The sequence below is a fragment of the Thalassovita gelatinovora genome (genome assembly GCF_001458355.1).
GTDB lineage: Bacteria > Pseudomonadota > Alphaproteobacteria > Rhodobacterales > Rhodobacteraceae > Thalassobius > Thalassobius gelatinovorus.
Map to the genome: position 1 here is coordinate 154,854 of NZ_CYSA01000026.1, position 22,821 is coordinate 177,674.

Consider the following 22,821-nt stretch of genomic DNA (forward strand, 5'->3'; position numbering starts at 1 on the left):
GCTGTCCCCATGATCCTGCGCGCGTCCGACGCGTTGGCTTCGTCAGGTTCGGTCAAAGTGCTTGCCTGGCAGGATTATATCCAGCCCAACATTGCCGAAGCATTCGAAGCCGAGACCGGAATCGCATTGGAACTGACTACTTTTGGCTCGAACGACGAAGCCGAAAGCACGATCCGGGCCAATTCGTCCGGGATGAGACAAGGCGAAGCCGCGATCTTGTTTGTACGGCCCGAACGCGTGGCTTTTGACGCGGATCTTGGCAACAGCTTTAACGCCCAGATCACCCGCCGCGACATGGAAGGTTCGTTCCTGAATTACGAATTCACCACCGAAAACGGGGCCAAACTGACGATGCACACCCCAAATATCGGCCTGCTAATGTCTGTTGGCAATATCATCCTCTTCATCGCCGGCTAAGGCGTTCCAGCCGGCTTTGGCCGCAGAATAATTGCCGCACCGTATCGCAACCCGGCCCAGATTACGGCACGCGTCCAGATCATTCGGGGACAACAACCACGCGTTGATGCGACGCAGTTCCAATAGAACCTTGCCATAATTGTAAAGCAACGAAGGATGCGCGTTCTTTTCTGCCGCCACCGGGGCCAGAATGCTTTCCGCCAACGCCCAATCGCCCGTCGCCAAGGCGTTCTGCAATGCCGTTACATCCATGATTTTTCCCTTCTGGGGATGCAATATCATGCGAATGCAACGGTTCTGTCACAGAAGTATTAGCAACGGTGGCTAACCCGAAATAACAACAACCAAAGGCGCTGCACCGATGTCTCTTTCTGCGTTTTCTGCACCCGGCAAATTTTGGCGTGGCAATCTGCACACGCATTCCAACCTTTCTGATGGCTGTCTAAGCCCTGAAGAGGTTTGCCGTCGCTACATGGCCGAAGGTTATGATTTCATCTCGCTGACGGATCACCTGATTGGGCAATACAATTACCCAATTGCGGATACGGTACCGTTCAGGGATACAGACTTTACTACCATCCTTGGTGCCGAATGTCATTCTGGGGCCATGGAAAACGGTGAATTGTGGCATATTCTTGCGGTTGGTTTGCCGGCGGATTTTACCCCGCCCAACGCACCGGGTTTTCACCCGATTGCAGATCAGGAAAGCGGTCCGCAACTTGCTGCGCGCGCGCGCGAGGCCGGGGCCTTTGTTGCCGTCGCGCACCCGCAATGGTCGGGCATGACGCTGCACGATGCCCGGTCGATCGAAGCCGCCCACGCGATTGAAATCTATAACCACGGCTGCGCTATGGGATGCGACCGCCCGGATGGTTCATTTTATGCGGATCTTTTGCTGTCCGAAGGGCGCGACCTGACGCTTGTCGCAACAGATGACGCCCATTTCACTGAACCTGATCACTTTGGTGGTTGGGTTATGGTGAAGGCGACGGAAAACGATCCGAAGCTCTTGCTTGACGCACTTAAGCGCGGCGATTTCTATTCCAGCCAAGGACCGGAAATTCGGAGCATTGATCTGTCTGACGAAGCAATCAAGGTCACATGTTCGTCCGCGACTGCCGTGATCGTTCAAGGACACGGGTCTGCGGCCCAAGCGGTACACGGTCAATCCATGACCCAAGCTGTTATCCCAATCTCGCGTTTCAAAATGTCACCCTGGATACGTATTACCATCGTTGATCGCGCCGGAAAGCGCGCTTGGTCAAACCCAATCTCTCTGTAATGCTGTGATCGTCACTCGAACGGTTCAAGGCTTTGAATGCTGTTGATATCTGCGGTTTATGCGGCATTCATTCCTGTCATCGAGCGGGTTTTGTCTTTGCCAGAAACAAGAGAATGAACGCGGGTCGCTTCTGTACCTCTTGATCAGGCGGTAATATTCATCTGAAACCGCTATCGGGCACCGCTTTATCAAGCGGTGCCCGACGTCGTTCATCCTCAATTGCTTGGGGAGGGCACTGCCTTACTTCCACCATATGGAAAATATTCGTGAAATTGGCGAAATTACTTTACCAATTAGCGCCCGGTAGTAACATAAAATGACTGTCGTGCGCCTGGACCCCTGAGGTTTCGGACGCATTTCAGCAAATGGGAGGAGAACCATATGACCAGCAAACCAATTTCCCGCCGGGCCGCGCTGAGCGGTTTGGCGACTGCGGGTGCTGCCAGCTTGGCGGCCCCGTCGCTTGCGACCGCTGCGGGCGAAACGACGACCTGGAAAGTCCAGACGTCTTGGCCGGGTGGCATCGGGCTGCAGATATTCAAGGACTGGGCGGATTCGATCGCCGAGAAAACTGGCGGCGAACTGGCCTTCAAGCCCTTCGGTGCCAATGATGTCGTTGGCGATTTTCAGCTTTACGATGCTGTCAAGAACGGTGTTCTGGACGCGGTGAACCCGTTCACCATCTACGCCCAGGGCATTATCCCTGCGGCCATGTTCCTGACCAGCTACCCGCTGGGTCTGCGTAACCCGCATGAATTCGACGTCTACTACTACGGTCTGGGCGGTCTGGAACATGCGCGCGAACTGTATGCCAAGCAGAACATGTACTTTGTTGGGCCGATCCATCACGGCCCGAACATCATCCACTCCAAAGTGCCGATCCGTTCGGTCGATGACTTCGCTGGCCGCAAGATGCGCGCGCCCGGTGGCATGGTGGCCGAACTGTTCTCGGCGCTCGGTGCCAAGACCACGCTGCTGCCGGGCTCGGATATCTTCCCGGCGCTGGAAAAGGGCACCATTGACGTGGCCGATTATGTCGGTCCGGCGGTGAACTACGCGCTCGGCTTCAGCCAGGTGACCGACTATATCTCGATGGGCCCTCCGGGCTTCATGTCGGTGTACCAACCGGTCGACATCATGGACCTGACCGTGGGCATGGATTCTTGGAACGCGCTGAGCCCGCAGATGCAGCAATTCGTCGAAATGGAAACTCACAGCTATTCCGACGTGCATCACGCGGCGATTCAAAAAGCCGACCAGGAAGCTTGGAAGAAGTTCGAAGCCGACGGCACCGAAGTCACCCGCCTCAGCCAGACCGACGTCGAAATCATGACCGAAGTGGCCGTGCCGATCTGGTTCAAATACGCAAACCGCGACAAGGATGCCGCGCGGGTCTTCAAGACTCAGCTCGACTACATGATGTCCGGTTCTCTGGGTTACGTGACGCCCGAAATGGTCGCGGGGCAAACTCTGGACCTGTAATCCAGATCACAACCTGAAACCCGTGCGCCCCCGGACCAATTTCGGGGGTGCATTTCATCCGACAGACCGAACGGAACCACCCATGCCTAGCATAAGCTTCATCCTGCCCCACTGGGTCTATTGGGGTACGCTGATTGTTTTTCCGATCGTCGCCATGATCATGGCCCGGCGGACACAGACCAGCGGATATTCAAACCCAATCGCCTATATGATTTTGATTTCCGGGGGAATTCTCGGACTTCATCGTCTTTACCTTCGCAACCTTTGGGGGCTTCTTTACTTACCGATCTTCTTTGCCATCCTGTTCGCGAACGCGCAGGGGAAAGTCGCACGAGAAGCCGAATCCCAAGCTGCGAACGAAGTGAACAGCGCTCAGCGTGTCATTGAACGTCTGGAACCGAAACTCGCCGCTGCCGATGGCAAGATCGCTAAGCTGCGCGCCAATCTGGGCGAAGCCGAAAAAGGCAGTTTCGCCGAAAAACGCGCAACACTGACGTTGGAAAAAGCCGAACAGTCGGTGATCGACGACACCGCGCGGATCGAAAAGGCCCGCGTCGGCAAGAAAGCCGCCGAGCCAGCATTGGCAGAGGCCAAGGACGCGCGCGCCAACTGGGCGGACCGGTCTTTCTATGCCTTCTTGATTATTTGCGCCTTCATGCTGGTCGATGCGATCCTGCTGCCGGGCTTGGTCAAGCGGGCTGAGGCGCGCAGCGTCAAAGAAGACGAGGCCGCGTCGGGCAGTCTGGCTGCGATCGAACACGAAGCCGAGGCACGGCTGGAACAGATCGAAGCCGAAGAGACCAAGCAGGACGAAGATCACATCAGCACCGGCTGGACCGGTGTGATTGACCGGTTTTCCTACTATTCGGGGGAATTCGTCAGCTACTGGATGGTGATCGCGGTGATCGCATATTACTACGAAGTGGTGGCGCGCTATGTCTTCAACTCGCCCACGATCTGGGTCCATGAAGGCATGTACCTGATGTTCGGCATGCAATATTTGATCGCAGGGTCCTATGCCGCGCTGACCGAGGCGCATGTCAAGGTTGATGTATTCTATGCGGAATGGTCGCCCCTGCGTAAAGCGGTGGTGGACCTTCTTACCTCGATCTTCTTCTTCATCTTCGCGGGCACGCTGCTTGCCACCGGATGGATCTTCGCGATGGATGCCACGGTCGTTGATGAGGTTTCGTTCTCGGAATGGCAAATCGCATACTGGCCGTTCAAATGGGCCATCGTCGTCGGGGCGGTGCTTCTGATCCTTCAGGGGATTTCCAAGCTTGCTTCCGATCTTAATTCCGTCCGCAACAGCCTTCAGGGAGCGTAATCCATGGGAATTGAAATGGAAATTGGCTGGCTGACGGCCCTTATGTTCGGCAGCCTCATGGCCCTCCTTATGGCGGGCCTGCCTTTGGCCTTTGTCACCGGTGGTCTGGCTTGCGTGTTCCTGTTCATTCTGGGCGATGCGCAGACCCTGAACATCGTGCCGTCGCGGATCTTCCCGTTGATGACGAACTATCAGCTTTCGGCAATCCCGCTATTCATCTTTTTGGCCGCGATGCTGGAAAGGGCGGGGATCATCAACGAAATGTTCGATGTGATCTACAAGCTGATGGGCGGGGTCAAAGGCGGCCTTGCGGCGGCGACGATCATCGCCTCGACCATTCTGGCCGCCATGGTCGGGGTGATCGGTGCGGCAGTGGTGACGATGGGGATCATCGCGCTGCCGGCAATGTTGCAGCGCAATTATGATCCGAAGATCGCGATGGGATCGATCATGGCCGGCGGTACGCTGGGTATCTTGATCCCGCCCTCGATCTTGGCGATCATCTATGCCGTTGTGGCCGAACAATCGGTGGGTGAATTGTTCATCGGCGCGGTCCTGCCCGGGCTGATGCTGTCCGGTATGTATATCCTTTACGTCATCCTGATGTGCTATGTTGATCCGAAGAAAGGCCCGCCGATCCCGGTCGAAGAACGGATCGATACCGCCGAAAAACTGCGTCTGCTGGGGAACATGGCCGCCCCGATTACGCTGATCGTCGTGGTGCTTGGCGTGATCTTCACCGGCGTTGCCACCCCAGTAGAAGCTGCGGGCATCGGCACCTTCGGCGCGTTCATCGTCGCGGCGATCCACCGCAAGCTGAGCTGGCAAACCATCCGCGAAGCCTGCATGACCACGCTGAAAGCCAGCGCCATGGTGATCTGGATCATGTTTGGCGCGACCATCTTCGTTGGACTCTACGTTCTCGAAGGCGGGCAGGAATTCGTCGAACAGACGATGACCGGTCTGGGTCTTGGGCCCTGGGGCATCCTGATTCTGATGCAGATCGTCCTAATCATTCTGGGTATGTTCCTTGATTGGGTCGGTATTTTGCTGTTGGCGGTCCCGATCTTCGTGCCGATCATCCGGGCGCTTGGCCCGGCTGCCTTCGGGCTGGGAAGCGAAGGGGATTTGGTGCTGTGGTTCGGGGTTCTATATCTGGTGAACATGCAGATGAGCTTCTTGTCGCCGCCCTTCGGCTATGCGTTGTTTTACCTGCGCGGTGTCGCACCGGCGGAAATCCCGATGAGCGACATCTTCAAATCGGCGCTGCCTTTCCTTGCGTTGCAAATCGTCGGGCTGGTGCTGTGTATGGTGTTCCCACAAATTATCACGTGGCTGCCGCAGCTCGTTTATGGCGGGTAAACGCAGTAACCACTGATCACAATGCTATTTGAAAGGAGCCCGGGTGTATTCCGGGCTCCTTTTTCGTATCTGAGCCTGTTTCGCCCAAGCAATTGGCCGGGTTTGTCCTGTTGTTGGCTGGACCATTACCACAACGGTGCAAATAGATCGGGAAATGCCCCGCCGGGAAACGTCACCCCAGTGTCGGGGAAATGGCAGGAAACACCTTAAGACTCAGATCACGGATACGCGCGGCACAGGTTTTGACGCGCTGCGTGTTTGCGTGGCCCTCAAACAGATCTTCGGGGTGATCTAAAGGAGGATTATTCCGTGGTGTTTTTCAGGCTTGCCATCAGATCGTGGAATCTATCGCCTTGAACCGCCACATGGCCACGCAGGGTATTGGCAGCTTTTTCCGTGTCATCCAGGATCAGGGCTTCGACGATCGCTTCGTGTTCGGCCATCGATTGTTCCATCCGCCCGCGCAAACGCAGCTGTTGTCGCCTGAACGGTTTCAAGCGTTTATGGAGCTTGGATGCCTCTTGCTCCAGAAAACTATTCCCAGATTGTTTATAGATGATTTTGTGGAATTTTTCGTTTTCGGCGTAATAGGTATCAACGTCATTTGTATCGACGGCGATCCGGCATTTGGTGTTTGCCTCGCGCAGGTTTTCCAGCGCCTGTGCCGAAATCCGTCTTGCCGCCAAGCGTCCGCAGACCGCTTCGAGTTCGGCCATCACTTCAAACATTTCCACAAGCTCGACCGGTCCTGGTTGGCGGACAAAGGCGCCGCGGCGGGGGATCAATTCCAACAGACCCGACAGGGCGAGCCTGTGGAAGGCTTCTCGAATTGGGGTTCGTGATACGCCGAACTGTTCCGAAAGGCTGATTTCATCCAGCCGGTCACCATTCGAATAGGTGCCGTTGAAAATCAGCTCTTCCAGTTCTTCGGCGATGTTTTCAGCGCGGGGTCGTGTCATGATTTCGGTTCTACCCTCTGTCACGTATAATTCAATATCACAATTCTTGTATACAGAAAGCTTGACTTAAAAAACAACCATCGCCTACGCTCCGCAAGTCGCCGGTCATCCCGGAATGACATAGGGAGGAAATTATGAAATTTACGCTGAAAACAGCAGCAACTGCGCTGGCGCTCGTCTGTGCCGCAAGCTTGGCTAATGCGACCGAATTGCGCTTGTCGCATCAGTGGTCGAACAAGGATGTCCGTCATATGGTCGCGCAGATCATGGCCGACGAAGTCGCAGCGGCGGATGTCGACCTGACGATTAAAATCTTTGGATCTAAATCGCTGTTCAAACCCCGCGAACAATACAAGCCACTCAGCCGCGGCCAGTTGGACATGACGGTCCTGCCGTTGAGCTATGCAGGCGGTCAACAGCCCGCCTATAACCTCACCCTCATGCCCGGTCTGGTGAAAAACCACGATCACGCCACCCGCTTGAGCGCTTCGCCCTTCATGAAGGCGCTGGAAGAAAAGATGGCGCAGGACGACGTGATGGTTCTGGTTCACGGTTATCTGGCTGGTGGTTTCGCCGGCAAGGACAAGTGCATCACCAAACCCGAGGATGCAGCGGGTCTGCAAACCCGAGCCGCGGGCAAGGCTTTCGAACAGATGCTGGCCGGCGCGGGTGCATCGATTGCTTCGATGGCATCGTCTGAAATCTACAACGCGATGCAGACCGATGTTCTTCAGGCCGCGAACACCTCGTCGTCTTCCTTCGTGTCCTATCGGATTTACGAACAGGTCAAGTGCTACACCCCCGCAGGTGACTATGCGCTTTGGTTCATGTATCAGCCCCTGCTGATGAACAAGAGCACCTTTGACGGCTTGACTGAAGCTCAGCAGAATGCCCTGCGCACCGCCGCCGCCAAGGCGCAGGCCTACTATCTGGAAGAAGCCAAGAAAGAGGATGCCGCGTCTGAACAGGTCTTCCGCGATGCAGGTGTTGAAATTGCCCAGATGAGCGAAGCCGATTTCGAGGCATGGCGCGCACTGGCCAAAGAAACCTCTTACAAGGCATTCGTCGCAGAGGTGTCCGATGGGCAGGCTCTGCTTGATATGGCGCTTGCCGTAGAATGACCTTGCAGTGCGGGCGGCGATAGCCGCCCGCCTTATCCAGAATTCCCACATTTACAGGAGGCGACCTTGGCGGGACACAGCAACGCCGCGATAGCGCATTCCAGCAGCAACCCTTTCCTGAAATCCGTTTCCGCATTGTCCACCTTGGCGGGCTGGTGTTCGGCTGCGATGATCGTCGCTGCCGTTGCGATCACGGTGCAGATGATCATCATTCGTTTCGTTCTGAACGGATCGACCGTCTGGCAGACCGAAGCGGTCATCTATCTTGTCGTTTCGGCCACTCTTGTCGGGTTGCCCTATGTCCAGCGGTTGCGCGGGCATGTGAACGTCGATCTGATCCCACTGATGCTACCGCGCCGCGCCCGTTTCATTCTGGCGTTGATCACTTCCGTCGTGTCGGTCGGAATCGCCGGGTTGATGCTGTGGTATGCCTACGAATTCTGGCATTTCGCATTCCAACGCGGATGGCGATCCGACACGGTCTGGAGCGTCCGACTGTGGATTCCCTATCTGTCGCTGCCGGTCGGATTTGCCCTGCTGACGTTGCAACTGGCGGCCGATCTCTTCGCGCTCGTTCTGGGCATCGAAAAACCTTTCGGATTGGAAAGCTGATAATGGACCCGCTCGTTCTTGGAGGGCTGGTTGCCCTCGTCACCATTCTGGTACTGTTTTCGGGCGTGTCGGTGGCCATGGGGCTTCTGATCGTTTCCGCAGGCTTTCTGCTCACTTTCGACGGAATGCGGTCGCTGGAATTGATGCCCGAGATCCTGTTTGGCAAACTCGACAATTTTGCCCTTCTGTCGATCCCGATGTTCATCATCATGGGATCGGCCATTTCATCGACACGCGCGGGGGCCGATCTGTACGAGGCGCTTGAACGCTGGCTGACCCGCATTCCCGGAGGTCTTGTCGTTTCGAACCTTGGCGCCTGCGCCCTGTTCGCCGCGATGTCGGGATCGTCGCCCGCCACCTGCGCGGCAATCGGAAAGATGGGCATCCCGGAAATGCGCAAGCGCGGCTATCCCGACGGCGTTGCCGCCGGGTCCATCGCTGCCGGCGGCACCTTGGGTATCCTGATTCCGCCGTCGGTGACGATGATCGTCTACGGCATCGCGACAGAAACATCGATTGGCCGACTGTTCCTGGCCGGGGTCATCCCAGGGCTGATGCTGGTGGCACTGTTCATGGCGTGGTCGCTTTATTCCACTTGGCGCTCTGGCGACGCAGAAAGGCTTGGGGCAGGTCGCTATAGCTGGGCCGAACGGTTCGAAATCCTGCCCCGCGTCCTGCCCTTCCTTTTGATCATTCTGGGGGTACTTTATGCCATGTATGGCGGCGTTGCCACGCCGTCCGAAACTGCCGCTGTCGGCGCTCTGCTGTGCCTCGTGATAGCAATGGTCATCTACAAGATGTGGTCGCCCCGTGCGATCTGGGTCATCTTGCGTGACAGCACCAAGGAAAGCGTGATGATCTTGTTCATCATCGCCGCTGCAGGCGTGTTTTCCTACATGCTAAGTTCGCTGTTCATCACCCAGTCGATCGCGGAATGGATCGGCACGCTGGAGGTGAACCGTTGGGTGCTGATGCTGGTCGTCAATGCCTTCCTGCTGGTCGCGGGCTTCTTCCTGCCGCCGGTCGCCGTTATCCTGATGGCCGCCCCAATTCTACTGCCCATCATCACTTCGGTAGGGTTTGATCCGATCTGGTTCGCGGTGGTGCTGACGATCAACATGGAAATCGGCCTGATTTCACCGCCCGTCGGCCTGAACCTTTACGTGATCAACGGCATCGCGCCCGATATATCGCTGAAGACCATTCTGGTCGGTTCGTTGCCTTACGTTGCTTGCATGATCATCGCGATCATCCTGCTGTGCCTGTTTCCCGGATTGGCAACATGGTTGCCGGAAATGGTGATGGGGGCGTCGTTATGACTTTGCTTGCCGATCTGTTGTCCACGGTCTTCGAGCGGCGATATCGGCGCCCACCGGGCAAACCGGATACGCGCCCGATTACGGAACTGGCGGATGCTCTGATCGTATCAGAGGATGAAACCACCGGCCTGAAACTGGCAGGGAACATTCTTGCCGCTTTCGAAGATCTCGATGACGAAGGGAAACTGGGGTTCTTTCGCCATGTCGCGCAGGCGATGAACATCGATCCCGAGACGCTGCGCACGACACTCGATGCTTATGAACGCGCGCCTTCCAAGGCCAGCTACCGCATGTTCATGGCGGCAGCAGAACCACCCCGGCAGGAACTGATCCGCCGTCTGAACCGCGTCCCCGGCGCGACCCGCATGTTGGTGGGGATGCGGGCCGATCTGCTTCGATTGGGGGGCACGGAACCGGAACTGGCCGCGCTGGATCTGGATTTTCGCCATCTCTTTGTATCTTGGTTCAATCTCGGCTTCCTGGTGCTGCGCCCGATCACTTGGGAAAGCCCTGCGAATATCCTTGACAGGATCATCGCTTACGAGGCCGTTCACGCGATCGACAGCTGGGACGACTTGCGCCGCCGCTTAAAACCGGCGGACCGCCGCTGCTTTGCCTTCTTTCACCCCGCGATGCCGGACGAACCCCTGATTTTCGTCGAGGTTGCGTTGACACAAGGACTCCCGTCGTCGATCCAGTCGCTTCTGGCCGAAGATCGCGCGCCCTTTTTGGCGGAAGATGCGGACACGGCGGTTTTCTACTCGATTTCCAACTGTCAGGCGGGGTTGGCCAGCATTTCTTTCGGCAATTCACTGATCAAGCAAGTGGTTTCGGAACTGTCGAAAGAGCTGGATGGGTTGAAAACATTTGTCACCCTTTCTCCAATACCGGGATTGGTGAAATGGCTGGGCGAAACCGGACAGGACTGGGACGCATCGGATACCGCCCAGATGCGGGAACTGGCCGCTAATTACCTTGTCCACGCCAAGGCAGGCAGCGATCTACCCTATGACCCGGTGGCCCGGTTTCATTTGGGCAATGGCGCGATCATCCACGCGGTCCATGCGCAGGCCGACATCTCGGACAAGGGCCTCTCCCAATCCGGCGGCACAATGGTCAACTACCTTTATGATCTGTCGAACATCGCCCAGAACCACGCAGAATTTACCAATACCAAGAAAGTTCCGGCATCGAGCGAGGTTCTCGCACTGGCTGGTACAGAAGCGCTGGCGCTGCCCAAGGAAAGATAACTCCATGACAAACCCTTTGTATGATGGCCTGTTTGGAATTCATGCCGCAAAGCAGACACCCTTTCTCAGACTGGCCGACGGATCGGTCCTGACTCATCAGGCCTTTTTGGAACAAGCTGCGCAGTTCGCTCATGTCGCTGGGCAATTGGGTCTGAAACCCGGCGACCGGATGGCGGTTCAGGTGGAAAAATCGCCTCAGTCGTTGGCGCTTTATGCGGCCTGTGCGCAGGCGGGGCTGATCTTCCTGCCGCTGAATACCGCCTACACGGTCGATGAGCTGACCTATTTCATCGAAAACAGCGGTGCCTCCCTGATCGTTTGCGACAGCGCCAAACAGGCCGCGCTTGCCCCGATTGCCACGGGTCTTGGGGCCAAGCTGGAAACGCTGGACGCCGACGGTAGCGGGTCGCTGACGCAAAAGGCCGAAGGCCTGCTGAAAACCTACGAAACGGTCGCCCGGTCCGGCGATGATCTAGCCGCGTTCCTTTATACTTCGGGCACCACGGGGCGTTCGAAAGGGGCGATGCTGACGCAAGACAACCTGTTGTCGAACGCCCGCACGCTTGTGGATTTCTGGCGTTTCTCTGAACAAGACGTGTTGCTTCACGCGCTGCCGATCTTCCACACCCACGGCCTGTTTGTGGCGACCAACGTGACACTGGCTGCTGGTGGCAGCTTGATTTTCCTGCCCAAATTTGATCTGGACAAGGTGATTGAGGAATTGCCCAATGCGACCACGATGATGGGTGTTCCCACCTTCTATACCCGTATTCTGGGGGATGGACGGTTCAGCCGTGACCGGGTTCAACACATGCGGTTGTTCATTTCGGGATCGGCCCCGCTGCTGTCTGAAACGCATGTCCAGTTCGAAGACCGCACCGGCCACCGCATCCTTGAACGATACGGCATGACCGAAACCAACATGAACACTTCAAACCCCTACGAGGGGGAACGTCGCGCGGGTACCGTCGGCTTTCCTTTGCCCGGGATTGACCTGAAGATTACCGATCCGGACACGGGCAATACCCTGCCCGACGGGGAAATCGGCCAGATCGAGGTGCGAGGCCCCAACGTGTTCAAAGGCTACTGGCAGATGCCGGATAAAACCGCTGCCGAATTGAGGCAGGACGGGTTCTTCATCACCGGTGACTTGGGTAAGATCGATGAAGACGGCTATGTTCACATCGTTGGCCGCAACAAGGATCTGATCATTTCCGGTGGATACAACATCTATCCCAAGGAAATCGAACTTGTGTTGGATGAACAGCTTGGCGTTCTGGAAAGTGCGGTCATCGGCGTGCCCCATCCCGATTTCGGTGAAACCGTCTTGGGTGTCATCGTCCCCGAACCCGGACAGAAACCGGACCTTGAAGCCATAATGGGGGCGATCAAGCCGTCGCTTGCCCGGTTCAAGCATCCCCGCAAGCTGGTCATCCTGGATGATCTGCCGCGCAACACCATGGGCAAAGTTCAGAAAAACCAGTTGCGGGACCGCTTCAAGGACATGTTTGCAGCGACCTGAAAGGGCTGCCCCTAGGTGATCTGACTTTTGGACAAGTGTCGTAGGTGACGCCCGCGCGGGGAGCTAGAGACGGCAGGGGACGAATGCCCCTTGTCACCCCAGAGGTCTCATCCTACTGCTAGGCTTTGAAAACTTTTCTTTGATGTCCAAGGTTTGGCTCCGCGTAAATGACCACCAGTTCCCCTTCTCAAGTCACCGGCTATGCCGCTGCTTGGAGTATCGTTTTCGTCTGGTCCTTCTGGCTGATCGTGAGTCGGGTCGCCAATGAAAGCGGACTCACGATCTATGATCTGACCGCGATGCGCTATGGTCTGGCCTCGCTGGTCGCAGTGCCGCTCTGTCTTTACTACAAGCCTTGGCGGGGGCTGAAATTGATTCAGATTGCAGTGATCTCATTCATATTGGGTCCGGTCTATATTCTCTGTGTCTTTTCCGGCTTTCGTTATGCGCCTGCCGCCCATGGGGGAATTTTCATGAACGGGGTGCTGCCGATCATCAGCATTCTTTTCGGTATTGTTCTCTTTCGCGTGCTTCCCGGCGTTCGGCAGGTTCTGGGCGCGGCGCTGATCCTTGTTTCGGCTATTGTGCTGGCATGGGATGGGGCTGCCACCAGCGGGCATAATGCATGGATTGGCGATCTGCTCTTCGTGATTGGCGCGTTCTTTTTCGCGTCTTACGTTCTTCTGTCCGAGCGTTGGAAACTTGGCGCGATGCAGGTGATCTTCTGCGGGACGGTGGTCAATGCGGTGCTCTATCTACCCATCTGGGTGCTTTGGCTGCCTTCGGGGCTCGCACAGGCTCCATTGCAGCCGTTATTGTTACAGGCCGTTTATCAAGGTTTCGTGCCGAACCTGATCGGGTTGATCTTCATTGCCCATGCGGCGCGCCGGATTGGGAATTCCAACACGTCTTCCATCCTTGCTGCGGTCCCAGGGGTTGGGGGGCTTTTGGGGGCGTTGATCCTCGGCGAAAACCTGAGCCTGCTCAGCACTTTGGCGATTGGGCTTTTGACGATTGGGTTGTTGACAAGCGTGCGCAGGAAAAAGCCGTCGTCGGCCTGACTTGAAGCGGCGCGAACCGCTTACGATCTGGTCCGATCCTGCGATGAACCGTGGCCCATTTCCATTCGGCAAATGAGGGCGCGATAGCGCGGTTTCATCGCCAGCAGTCGCCGCTCTCCGAAAAACTTGTCCTGATTGTCAAGGTGGCAGGCAAGCGTGTCTTCGACCACCTGCGGACCGGATAATATGTTGCCGGTGACGGAAACACCCTCGGCGCTGCAATGACCGATCCACAACCTGTTGGCCGATGCGAGGCGTTTCCATCGCGCCGACCCGTTCCGTAGCACGTGCAAACAGGTGAACCTGATTATAGGCGAGTTTGGACCAGATGCTGGTTACCGCCGCAGCCTCTAACCGCGCCTTGTAGGCATCGACGAAAGCGCGATTTATGCGGTCTCAGGAGTTTGAAAGTAGCTTGCCGCATGTCATCTTGGCCGGGGCCTGACAAGGCGTATTTCGCGCGATGCCGCTCATCATGTCATCGTTTTGGGCAGCGGGACGATTTCATGACCGGCGTCCCGCAGCGCAGTTGCAACGGCGCGGGCGACATCGACCGAAGTCGGTTCGTCACCATGCACGCAAATGCTATGAAACGGGGTTGGGATGAAAGCGCCCTCGCGGGTGACAATCCCGCCGCGATCGATCATCTGCAGCACGTGATCCTGCGCTGCTTTGGCATCGCGCAGCACCGAACCGGGTTCGGACCGTTTGGTCAGTTGCCCGTCCGTCTGATAGGTGCGGTCGGCGAAGACTTCCAGTGCAACCGGTAACCCCGCAGAGGTTCCGGCCATCGCCAGTTCAGACAGCACCGGCGCAAGCAGGATCAGCGTCGGGTCGAAAGCGCGCACCGCCTCGGCGACGATTGCCGCGACTGCCGGGTCGGAGCAGGCTTGATTGTTCAACGCGCCATGCGGTTTGACATGGGTGATCGGATGGCCACCGGCGCTGGCAATTCCGGTGATCGCCCCCAGTTGATAGAGTATCAGCGCCTTGAGTTCTTCGCGCGGCAACACGACCGGACGGCGGCCAAATCCATGCAGGTCGGCATAACCGGGATGGGCGCCGATGCTGACCCCGGTCTTACGCGCCTTTGCCACCGTCTGCATCATCACCAGCGGATCGCCACCATGCAGGCCACAGGCGACATTGGCGCTGCCAACGATTTCCAGCAAAGCGTCATCGTTGCCTATGGTGTAGGGGCCATAACTTTCGCCGAGATCGGCGTTCAGGTTGATTTTCACGACGGGATCCTCAGTCTCTGTCGGCCAAGTGGCCGGGAAAATGATCGGCGCTGCGCATGTCCACGACGCCGCTGATCAGGTTGACACTGTGTAGGGCGGTTTGGTCGATACCGCCGGGATTGGCCGCTCCGATACTGCCGGCGATCTGTTTCAGCAAAGCATGGCGGCTACGAGCTGCGGCTTCGGCCTGCGCGACGCTAACCACGGTGAACCGAAGGGTATCGCCGGGGATACGGGCCGCCAACCGGGGCAAATCGGCACCAATCACGGTGGCGATCTTGGTATACCCGCCGGTGGTTTGGGCATCGGCCAGCAGGATGATCGGCTGCCCGTTGCCCGGCACCTGAATCGCCCCAGGCGCGGCACCGTCCGATATTATGTCGGGGCCCTGCGTGGGATCATGTTCCAGAACTGGCCCCTGCAAGCGCATCCCCATCCGGTCACTTTGGGGGGTTATTTCGAACTGGGCCGTCGTGAAAGTCTGCCAAGCTGCTGCGGTAAAACGGTCATCCTGCGGGCCGGGCACGACCCGCAGCGGTCCAGCATCGGCAGGCGGTGCCATGTGGAAGGTGAGGTCGGGTACGTCGGTCACGCAGGGGCGGCGCGGGTATAACCGATCCCCTTCGGCTAGCCCCCGGCCGCCAACCCCGCCAAGGGCCGCGCGGGTGAGGGTCGCACGGCTTCCCATGATCTCGGCCAAGTCCAGCCCTCCGCCGATCCCCAGAAGGGCCGAAGCACCGCGTTCGGGTGCATCAAGACGCAGTCTTTCACCGGGGTTCAGGGTCGTCGCGGTCCAGGCCGGCACCACGCGTTCCGCCCCGTCGGGGGACAGAATGCTTCCGCGCAACCCGCCACTTGTGGCAATCCTCACCGACCCGTACTCGGCCTGCAATATCGGTGAAGTCATCGCCAATTCCAGCGCCTCGGTTCCCGCCGGGTTGCCCAGCAAAGCATTGACCAGAAACAGGCTATCCCGATCCAGCACGCCTGCAGCGGGTACACCTTGGGCACGGGCCTGCCGGAAGCCCAGATCCTGAACCAAGCTGCGGGCGCCCGGAGATATCACGCGCAGATGACAGGTCATGCGGTGGGTTCCTGTTCCAGCAGGATTTCCGCGCTCAGAGAACCGTCTTCATAACCGGTGCGCAGGCGGGCATATTCGTCGGTGGAAACGTCTGCAAAGCGCACCCGGTCTCCGGCCTGCAACAGCGCCGGATGCGGGCGGGCCGGATCGAACAACGGCACCGGACAGCGGCCTAGGATGTGCCAGCCACCGGGGCTGTCCCAAGGATATATCACGCACAGACCACCTGCGATGGCCACCGAACCGGCCGGCACTGTCGGGCGAGGTGAACTGCGACGGGGCAAGGACAGTCCGGGTGGGAGATCACCCATGAATGGCAGACCGGGCAGGAAGCCGATGGCATAGACGCCAAATTCCGTGGCGGCGTGCTGTGCGATGATCTCGGCCCCGGACAAGTTCAGGTGTTGCGACAGCGTGTCGAGGTCGAGGGCGAATTCGGCGGCGTAGCAGCAGGGAAAGCGCCATAGTCGACCCGGTGACACCGCGTCCGCCTCGATCCCCGACAATAAGGTTTCGGCCTGATGTAAGAGGTCGGCCTGACTGGCTTCGAGCGGATCGTAATGCACCGTCACCGTGGTGAAGGACCGGGTGATTTCCTGAACGCCGGGCAGCGCAGCATCCGCCAACGCCACGCCAAGGGCATCGCCCGCAGCACGTACGCGCGCCGCCGCGCGCTGCCCGATCGCGGTATCGAGTTCCAGAGTAAAGGCCCTGTCGGCCAAAGGGTCCGCAGAGAGAATTCGCATCGTGTTCTCCAATCGCGGCGGTTCGGGTGGTTTCGTTTATGGGAAAGTCTATGATTTACTGGCATATAACCGGTGATTGTTGCAACTTTTTCGTTATAATTCACGCTAAGTTCCGGCAGCGCTCATAAAATTACTGGACGCATCCAGCCCGTCTGTGTGATTAAAGTGCGGAAAATCTGGCCCTGACTGGGGACACTTTCGGTAGCACATCACAAACTCAAGGACTCTCATTATGAACGAGGGACCAATGGGGGGCAGGTCACAGGCCTGCGATCTGCGGCGTGGCATCAGCAAAAAAGATACCCCAATGATACCCAAGAGTTTTCCAAGCCCTGCGGTGCAGTTGGATTTCCGATCTAAATCATTGTTTTTACTTTATTTAAATGGTGCCCGGGGGCGGAATCGAACCACCGACACGAGGATTTTCAATCCACTGCTCTACCCCTGAGCTACCCGGGCACGGGTTGAACGTCTTGCGTTCGGGTGGACGCGTTCTAGGCGAGGCATGAAGGGGTGTCCAGAGGGATTTTGCAAAAAATCCATTGCTGCGGACAGTTTTCAGCCTCCCGTGCCGGAACCGGGCCTGTCAGTGGAAATCGCGGCTGGGGAATAACCGTTTGGCCTGTTCACGCGGGTGCCGTGCGGTATTGCGGCTTTGGAGGGGGCGTGAGGTGGGACGGGGGGCATCGTCGGCCTGCGGATGGGTTGTGCCGATTTCAGCGGCCAACGGATGACCCAATGCAGTCAGCCGGTGGGATTCGTCGCTGATATGGCGGGCGATCAGGTGGGTGACGATGCCTTCGCGCTGCAGCTGGCCGGTGACTTTCAGCAGCCGCCCGCCCATCACGATGCTGCGGTAGCATTCATAGACCTTGGGCCAGACGATCACATTGCTGACCCCGGTTTCATCTTCCAGCGTCAGGAAAATCACCCCCGAGGCAGTGCCGGGTCGCTGCCGCGTGATCACCAGCCCGCAGACGCTGCACCCTTGCAACGGTGCGCTGGTCAGGTCGCAATGCAGCACCAGACCGGGCAGGTCGGGGCGGATCAGCTCCATCGGGTGGGCCTTCAGGCTCAGCCTTGTGGCGACGTAATCTTCGACCACCTCTTCGCCCAGATGCATCTGCGGCAGATCTACCTGTGGTTCCCGAACGCTTTCACCGTCGATCGGATCGCTGAACAGCGGCAGCGGCGCGGGGGCGCGGATGGTCTTGACCTGCCACAACGCGTCGCGCCGGGTCAGCCCCATCGCGGCAAAGGCGTCGGCCTCGGCCAACCGTTCCAGCACCGCAGGACGGAGACCGGCCCGCAGCCACAGGCTTTCGGGATCGGGATAGCCATTGCCGCGCGCCGCCACGATCCAACCCGCATCTTCTTCACGGAACCCCTTGATCTGCCGGAACCCCAGCCGCAGCGCCAACTGCCCGTCCGGGCACCGTTCCAGGCTGTTGTCCCAGCCGCTGCTATTGACGCAGATCGGGCGGATATCGACCTGATGTTCTCGCGCATCGCGCACAATCTGGGCCGGGGCATAGAACCCCATTGGCTGCGAATTCAGCAGCGCGCAGGCAAAAATCGCCGGGTGGTGGCATTTCAGCCAGGCCGAGACATAGGCCAGCATGGCAAAGGCCGCTGCGTGGCTTTCGGGAAAGCCGTATTCGCCGAAGCCTTCGATCTGGCCGAAACATTTTGCGGCGAATTCCGGAGTATAGCCGCGCGCCAGCATGCCGTTGACGAACCGGTCGCGGAAGCTGCTGATCGTGCCCATGCGGCGGAAGGTGGCCAGCGACCGGCGCAGCTGGTCGGCTTCTTCGGGGGAAAACCCGGCGGCCACCACGGCGATCTGCATCGCCTGTTCCTGAAACAGCGGCACACCGAGCGTCTTGCCCAGCACATTTTTCAGTTCGGGCGAAGGGAAGCTGACCTGTTCCCGGCCCTGGCGTCGGTTGATATAGGGATGCACCATATCACCCTGGATCGGGCCGGGGCGGATGATGGCGACCTCGATCACCAGATCATAGAAGGTCCGTGGCCGCATCCGTGGCAGGAAATTCATCTGCGCCCGGCTTTCCACCTGAAACACGCCCACCGCGTCCGCTCTGCCAAGCATGTCATAGGTGGCGGCATCCTCTTGCGGGACGGCGTCGATCGACAGGCTCTGACCCTCATGGTGTCGCAGCAGGTCGAAACAGCGGCGCAGGCAACTGAGCATGCCCAGACTCAGCACATCGACCTTGAGAATGCCTAAAGCGTCGATATCGTCCTTGTCCCATTCGATGACGGTACGGTCCTCCATCGCGGCGTTTTCGATCGGGCACAGTTCGTCCAGTCGCCCTTCGGTGATGATGAAGCCACCAACATGCTGCGACAGGTGGCGCGGGAAACCGATGATGTCCCGGATCAACTGCACGGTCTGGGTCAGTCGGCGGTCGCCCAGATCCAGCCCCAATTCACGCATCCGCCCCGAATCGGGGGGCTTGCCGGATTGGCCCCAGATTTGCCCCGATAGGCCCGCTGTCACGTCTTGGGACAGCCCCATAACCTTGCCGACTTCGCGGATCGCGGCGCGGGATCGGAAATGGATCACCGTGGCACAAAGCCCGGCGCGGTGGCGACCGTATTTTTCATAGATATGCTGGATCACTTCTTCGCGCCGTTCGTGTTCGAAATCGACGTCGATATCGGGCGGTTCGCCACGGTATTTCGACACGAAGCGTTCGAAAACCATGGCGATCTGTTCGGGGCTGACATCGGTGATGCCAAGCGCCCAGCACAGGATCGAATTGGCGGCCGATCCGCGGCCCTGGCACAGGATGCCAATGCTGCGGGCATAGGTCATGATGTCATGCACGGTCAGGAAATAGGCGGCAAAGCCCAGGTCCTCGATCATCGCCAGTTCCTTGCGCGCCATGGCGTCATAGCGGTCGGGTACGCCGTCCGGGCAGCGCTGTTTCAATCCATCAAAGGCCAGCCGGGTCAAGCGCACCTGCGGGGCTTCTGTTCCGGCGGTTTCATCGGGGTAGTCATAGCTCAGTTCGCTGAGGCAGAAGCTGCATTTGCCAGCGATTTCCACCGTGCGGCGCAAAGCGGCCGGGTGATTGCGGTAAAGCCGGGCCATGTCGGCGGGGGGTTTCAACCGACGTTCGGCATTGGGCAGCGCGCGGGTGCCGATCCGATCGATGGTGATGTTGTGGCGCATGCAGGTCAGCACATCGGCCAGCCGGCGGCGGTTGCCGTGATGCATCAACACATCGCCCACCGCCACCATGGGGGTCGACAGCCGCAGCGCCGCCCGGGCGCAAGCGGTGAACCAGTCCTGATCGCTGCCATCATAGCGCGGCGCCGCCCCCAGGAACACCTGACCGGGATACCGTCGCCGCAGGCTGGCGATATGGTGCGGCGCCGGGCCGGTCAGCCCCTGCTGGGGTAGGGCGATCAGGATCAGGCCCTCACCGCCTTGTTGCAGGTCGCGCAGATCGATATGGCACCCGCCCTTTTCGGCGCGGCGCTTGCCCCGCGTCAGCAGTCGTGACAGCCGCTGATAGGCGGCGCGGTCGCGGGGCAGGGCGATCCAGTCCACCGGACTGTCACGCAGCACCAGCCGGCAGCCGACGATCAGCCGTGGCAGGACGGAAAGCGGTGGGCAGGGGCCGCGATCGGTGGTGTCGACGTTGCGGCCCAGCTCTTTCAGGGCCGAATAGGCCCGCACCACCCCGGCCAGACTGTTGCGGTCGGTGATCGCAACCGCGCTCAGTCCCAGTTCGGCGGCGCGGGTGATCAGTTCTTCGGGATGCGAAGCCCCGGTGAGAAAGGTGAAATTCGACGTGACGCAGAGTTCGGCATAGCGGGACGCGGGGGAGGAGAGCCGATGCGGATACCGCCCCGGCAAATGTGCATTGTCCGGACCCGTCATGCGAATTCCCCCTGCACATACCAGCCGGGCTGCTGTGGGGTGTGGAACATCCACAGCCGCCGGCCCTGCGCGGTTTCCACCCGCCAGTAATCGCGCAGCCCGCGGCGCCAGTTTTCGTCCTCCAGCCACCATTCCGGGGCCAACCGTTCCGGGCCGCTTTGCGCCGCGACCCGCAGGGCCATGCGCCGCCAGCGGAACCGGACGGGCGGCACCGGCCCGGCCCCGGCCACGGGTTCGGGCGGGAATAACCGTAGCGGTCGTGCCCGCCGCGGTGGCCAATTCGGCGCGGCTTCGCTGAACGCCGCCGCTGCCAGAATGAAACTACGTTCGGGGATATGACTGTCGGCGGGCAACATGCGCTGTACGTTTTCCAACCCGATCCTTGTGCCAATTCTGGTGATCAGGGCGGCCACGTCCTCGGTCTGGCTTTGTCGGATCGCGCTTGCGATCTGGGTCGGGGCCAGGTCTTCGACCCGGGTCGCGCTCAGGCGCAGTTGATCAATGCCGTATCCGGCTTCGACCCCGCTCAACCCACGTTCGAACAAGGGCAGGATCGAAACCGGGTCGTTCATCGGGCGGGCCAGGCGCAATTCGACCTGCTGGCTGCCCTGATCGACGCGGCGCAGGGTCAGTTGCAACACCCGCGCGCCTTGATTGCGTGTCTTCAACTTGTCACATAGCTGCGCCAGCAGCCGCGCCGTGCCTGCCGTGACATCCTCCAGCAATCCGATCGGGTCGGGCAGGGTCAGCCGCACGCCATACTGTGGCGGATCGGCCAGCGGGACCACCGGTTCGGGTTGTGTGCCCAAGGCCTGATCCAGTCGCAGCAACAGCCCGTTGCCGAAGCGCCGCGCCAGCGGTGCGCGCGGTGTGGCGGTCAGATCGGCGATGCTGCGCAGCCCCAGCCGTTCCAGCCCGATCCCCAGTTTCGGGTCGAGCCGCAACGCTGCCACCGGCAGTTCGGCCAGAGCCTGCAAGGGCTGCTGCGGTGGTGCAACACCTTCGCCGAAATGCGCCAGTGCCCAGGCTGCACCGCGGCTGTCGCCCAGCCCGATCCGGGTTTCCAACCCGGCCCGCATCAAGCGCACCCGCATATCCGCGATCAGACCGGTTTCGCCGCCAAACAGATGGGTCGATCCGGTCACGTCCAGCACCAGCCCGTCCGCATCTTCCAGCCCGACCCAAGGGCAATACCGCCCGGCCCAGCGGGCCAGCACCCGCAGGAAACCGGCATCGCCGGGGGTATCGGCGGGGCGGGTGATCAGATCGGGCCGCAACGCACGCGCATCTGACAGCGTCATGCCGCGGCTCAGCCCGGCCCGTTCGGCCCGCGTGTTCAGGCACTGTATCCGGTCGGTATTGCTTTCCTTTGCGGTCAGCGCAAAAGGCGCGTCAACCGGCCGTGCGCGCAACGCGCGGTCGCTCGCCAGTCTTGGAAACCACAATGATACGACGCGCCGCTGCATCCCAACGAGTCACCCAATCCGTAAATGTTCCTGATTTGTTCTTTATAAGTTCCCAGCATTGCAGAGTCGAGTCCCCCCCGGCAGCAAGCGGCGTACAGCGCCAGCGGGTTTCGGTCGCATTGCTGCCCATGCCTTCGGGCATCAGGATCAACCCAGTCGTCCGTCCGGCTTCGGCGGCCAGTTGCAACCGTCGACCGTGGGTCAGGCTGAGCGGTTCGAAAATTTCTGTCACCACCAGCCCCACCGTACCGGATCGCAGCGCCTCTTCGCTGACCGCCAGAAGGTCGATTTGCGACGCTGCCCGGGCCAACAGCAGCCGCGCCGGATCGCAATAAGCGGCGAACCCTTCGGGATTCAACATCTCCTGTTGCCAAGACGGACAGACCCAGAGCACCGGTTTGTCGCTGAAATTGCAGCAGGTGGCGGCGAAATAGGTGGCCCCCGGGCCGCAGACCTCATGGGCGCGACCACGTTTCAACGGATAGCAGGTGGCGAAATCGGCAGACATTTGTACCCTCTTTGTTCCTTTTTAGAATGGCAAGGTTCACGGGGATTTCAAGATGGTTTCAGGCAATGTGCCGGGTGGAGTGGTCGTGCTGAGGGCCGTCGTGGGATCAACTGTCGTCAACGGAATGGCGAAATGGTGGAAGGGCGGAA

The 22,821-nt window shown here is 59.2% G+C and carries 20 protein-coding genes and 1 tRNA gene; 11 read left to right on the plus strand and 10 right to left on the minus strand.

Annotated elements, in window-relative coordinates:
• Positions 1 to 9: 9 nt before the first annotated feature.
• A complete protein-coding gene (locus TG4357_RS14660; RefSeq protein WP_058263652.1) occupies positions 10 to 417 on the plus strand; it encodes a TOBE domain-containing protein in 408 nt (135 codons plus the stop codon).
• Here TG4357_RS14660 and TG4357_RS14665 read toward each other — a convergent pair.
• Positions 376 to 669: a hypothetical protein gene (locus tag TG4357_RS14665; RefSeq protein WP_058263653.1), complete on the minus strand. Its 294-nt coding sequence runs from the start codon at positions 667 to 669 to the stop codon at positions 376 to 378. The genes TG4357_RS14660 and TG4357_RS14665 overlap by 42 nt on opposite strands.
• 109 nt (positions 670 to 778) lie before the next feature.
• Here TG4357_RS14665 and TG4357_RS14670 point away from each other — a divergent pair, with 109 nt between their 5' ends.
• The 4 genes from TG4357_RS14670 (at position 779) to TG4357_RS14685 (ending at position 5,870) form a co-directional block, all read left to right on the plus strand.
• Entirely contained in the window at positions 779 to 1,699 is a 921-nt protein-coding gene (locus tag TG4357_RS14670) for a PHP domain-containing protein (protein ID WP_058263654.1), read from the plus strand.
• A 381-nt stretch (positions 1,700 to 2,080) separates the two neighbouring features.
• Positions 2,081 to 3,181, plus strand: a complete 1,101-nt coding sequence (gene dctP, locus TG4357_RS14675) for a TRAP transporter substrate-binding protein DctP (RefSeq protein ID WP_058263655.1) — start codon at positions 2,081 to 2,083, stop codon at positions 3,179 to 3,181.
• Between the two features lie 82 nt (positions 3,182 to 3,263).
• Complete coding sequence (locus tag TG4357_RS14680; RefSeq protein WP_058263656.1) at positions 3,264 to 4,508, plus strand: TRAP transporter small permease subunit; 1,245 nt, start codon at positions 3,264 to 3,266, stop codon at positions 4,506 to 4,508.
• Positions 4,509 to 4,511: 3 nt separating this feature from the next.
• Positions 4,512 to 5,870, plus strand: a complete 1,359-nt coding sequence (locus tag TG4357_RS14685; protein WP_058263657.1) for a TRAP transporter large permease — start codon at positions 4,512 to 4,514, stop codon at positions 5,868 to 5,870.
• 302 nt (positions 5,871 to 6,172) lie between these two features.
• On the opposite strand, the gene TG4357_RS14690 is transcribed toward TG4357_RS14685, so the two are convergent.
• Entirely contained in the window at positions 6,173 to 6,829 is a 657-nt protein-coding gene (locus tag TG4357_RS14690; RefSeq protein WP_058263658.1) for a GntR family transcriptional regulator, read from the minus strand.
• Between the two features lie 134 nt (positions 6,830 to 6,963).
• Between TG4357_RS14690 and dctP (TG4357_RS14695) the strand changes: the two genes are divergently transcribed.
• From dctP (TG4357_RS14695) to TG4357_RS14720, 6 genes are all read left to right on the plus strand, one after another.
• Positions 6,964 to 7,950, plus strand: a complete 987-nt coding sequence (gene dctP, locus TG4357_RS14695; protein WP_058263659.1) for a TRAP transporter substrate-binding protein DctP — start codon at positions 6,964 to 6,966, stop codon at positions 7,948 to 7,950.
• 66 nt (positions 7,951 to 8,016) lie between these two features.
• Positions 8,017 to 8,562 carry a TRAP transporter small permease gene (locus TG4357_RS14700; RefSeq protein WP_058263660.1) on the plus strand — a complete coding sequence of 182 codons (546 nt, stop codon included), beginning with the start codon at positions 8,017 to 8,019 and terminating at the stop codon, positions 8,560 to 8,562.
• Between the two features lie 2 nt (positions 8,563 to 8,564).
• A complete protein-coding gene (locus tag TG4357_RS14705; protein WP_058263661.1) occupies positions 8,565 to 9,881 on the plus strand; it encodes a TRAP transporter large permease in 1,317 nt (438 codons plus the stop codon).
• The gene (locus TG4357_RS14710) at positions 9,878 to 11,131 is read left to right on the plus strand and encodes a malonyl-CoA decarboxylase (RefSeq protein ID WP_058263662.1); all 1,254 of its coding nucleotides are present in this window, start codon (positions 9,878 to 9,880) and stop codon (positions 11,129 to 11,131) included. Before TG4357_RS14705 ends, TG4357_RS14710 begins: the two co-directional genes overlap by 4 nt.
• Positions 11,132 to 11,135: 4 nt before the next feature.
• Positions 11,136 to 12,653 (plus strand): malonate--CoA ligase, encoded by a 1,518-nt coding sequence (locus TG4357_RS14715; RefSeq protein ID WP_058263663.1) that lies wholly within the window; start codon positions 11,136 to 11,138, stop codon positions 12,651 to 12,653.
• A gap of 167 nt (positions 12,654 to 12,820) precedes the next feature.
• Positions 12,821 to 13,714, plus strand: a complete 894-nt coding sequence (locus TG4357_RS14720) for a DMT family transporter (RefSeq protein ID WP_058263664.1) — start codon at positions 12,821 to 12,823, stop codon at positions 13,712 to 13,714.
• A 138-nt stretch (positions 13,715 to 13,852) separates the two neighbouring features.
• On the opposite strand, the gene TG4357_RS20080 is transcribed toward TG4357_RS14720, so the two are convergent.
• The 8 genes from TG4357_RS20080 to TG4357_RS14760 form a co-directional block, all read right to left on the minus strand.
• Positions 13,853 to 14,104: a transporter substrate-binding protein gene (locus tag TG4357_RS20080; protein ID WP_139193568.1), complete on the minus strand. Its 252-nt coding sequence runs from the start codon at positions 14,102 to 14,104 to the stop codon at positions 13,853 to 13,855.
• Positions 14,105 to 14,187: 83 nt separating this feature from the next.
• A complete protein-coding gene (locus TG4357_RS14730) occupies positions 14,188 to 14,955 on the minus strand; it encodes a LamB/YcsF family protein (RefSeq protein WP_058263666.1) in 768 nt (255 codons plus the stop codon).
• A 10-nt stretch (positions 14,956 to 14,965) separates the two neighbouring features.
• Positions 14,966 to 16,039 (minus strand): 5-oxoprolinase subunit C family protein, encoded by a 1,074-nt coding sequence (locus TG4357_RS14735; RefSeq protein WP_058263667.1) that lies wholly within the window; start codon positions 16,037 to 16,039, stop codon positions 14,966 to 14,968.
• The gene (gene pxpB / locus TG4357_RS14740) at positions 16,036 to 16,785 is read right to left on the minus strand and encodes a 5-oxoprolinase subunit PxpB (protein WP_058263668.1); all 750 of its coding nucleotides are present in this window, start codon (positions 16,783 to 16,785) and stop codon (positions 16,036 to 16,038) included. Before pxpB ends, TG4357_RS14735 begins: the two co-directional genes overlap by 4 nt.
• Positions 16,786 to 17,169: 384 nt before the next feature.
• Positions 17,170 to 17,244: transfer RNA gene (locus TG4357_RS14745), tRNA-Phe, on the minus strand.
• A 127-nt stretch (positions 17,245 to 17,371) separates the two neighbouring features.
• Positions 17,372 to 20,698, minus strand: coding sequence for an error-prone DNA polymerase (locus TG4357_RS14750; protein WP_058263669.1), 3,327 nt, complete (start codon positions 20,696 to 20,698; stop codon positions 17,372 to 17,374).
• Complete coding sequence (locus TG4357_RS14755; RefSeq protein WP_058263670.1) at positions 20,695 to 22,164, minus strand: Y-family DNA polymerase; 1,470 nt, start codon at positions 22,162 to 22,164, stop codon at positions 20,695 to 20,697. The genes TG4357_RS14750 and TG4357_RS14755 overlap by 4 nt, the downstream gene beginning before the upstream one ends.
• Positions 22,091 to 22,672 carry an ImuA family protein gene (locus TG4357_RS14760; protein WP_058263671.1) on the minus strand — a complete coding sequence of 194 codons (582 nt, stop codon included), beginning with the start codon at positions 22,670 to 22,672 and terminating at the stop codon, positions 22,091 to 22,093. Before TG4357_RS14760 ends, TG4357_RS14755 begins: the two co-directional genes overlap by 74 nt.
• Between the last annotated feature and the right edge of the window lie 149 nt (positions 22,673 to 22,821).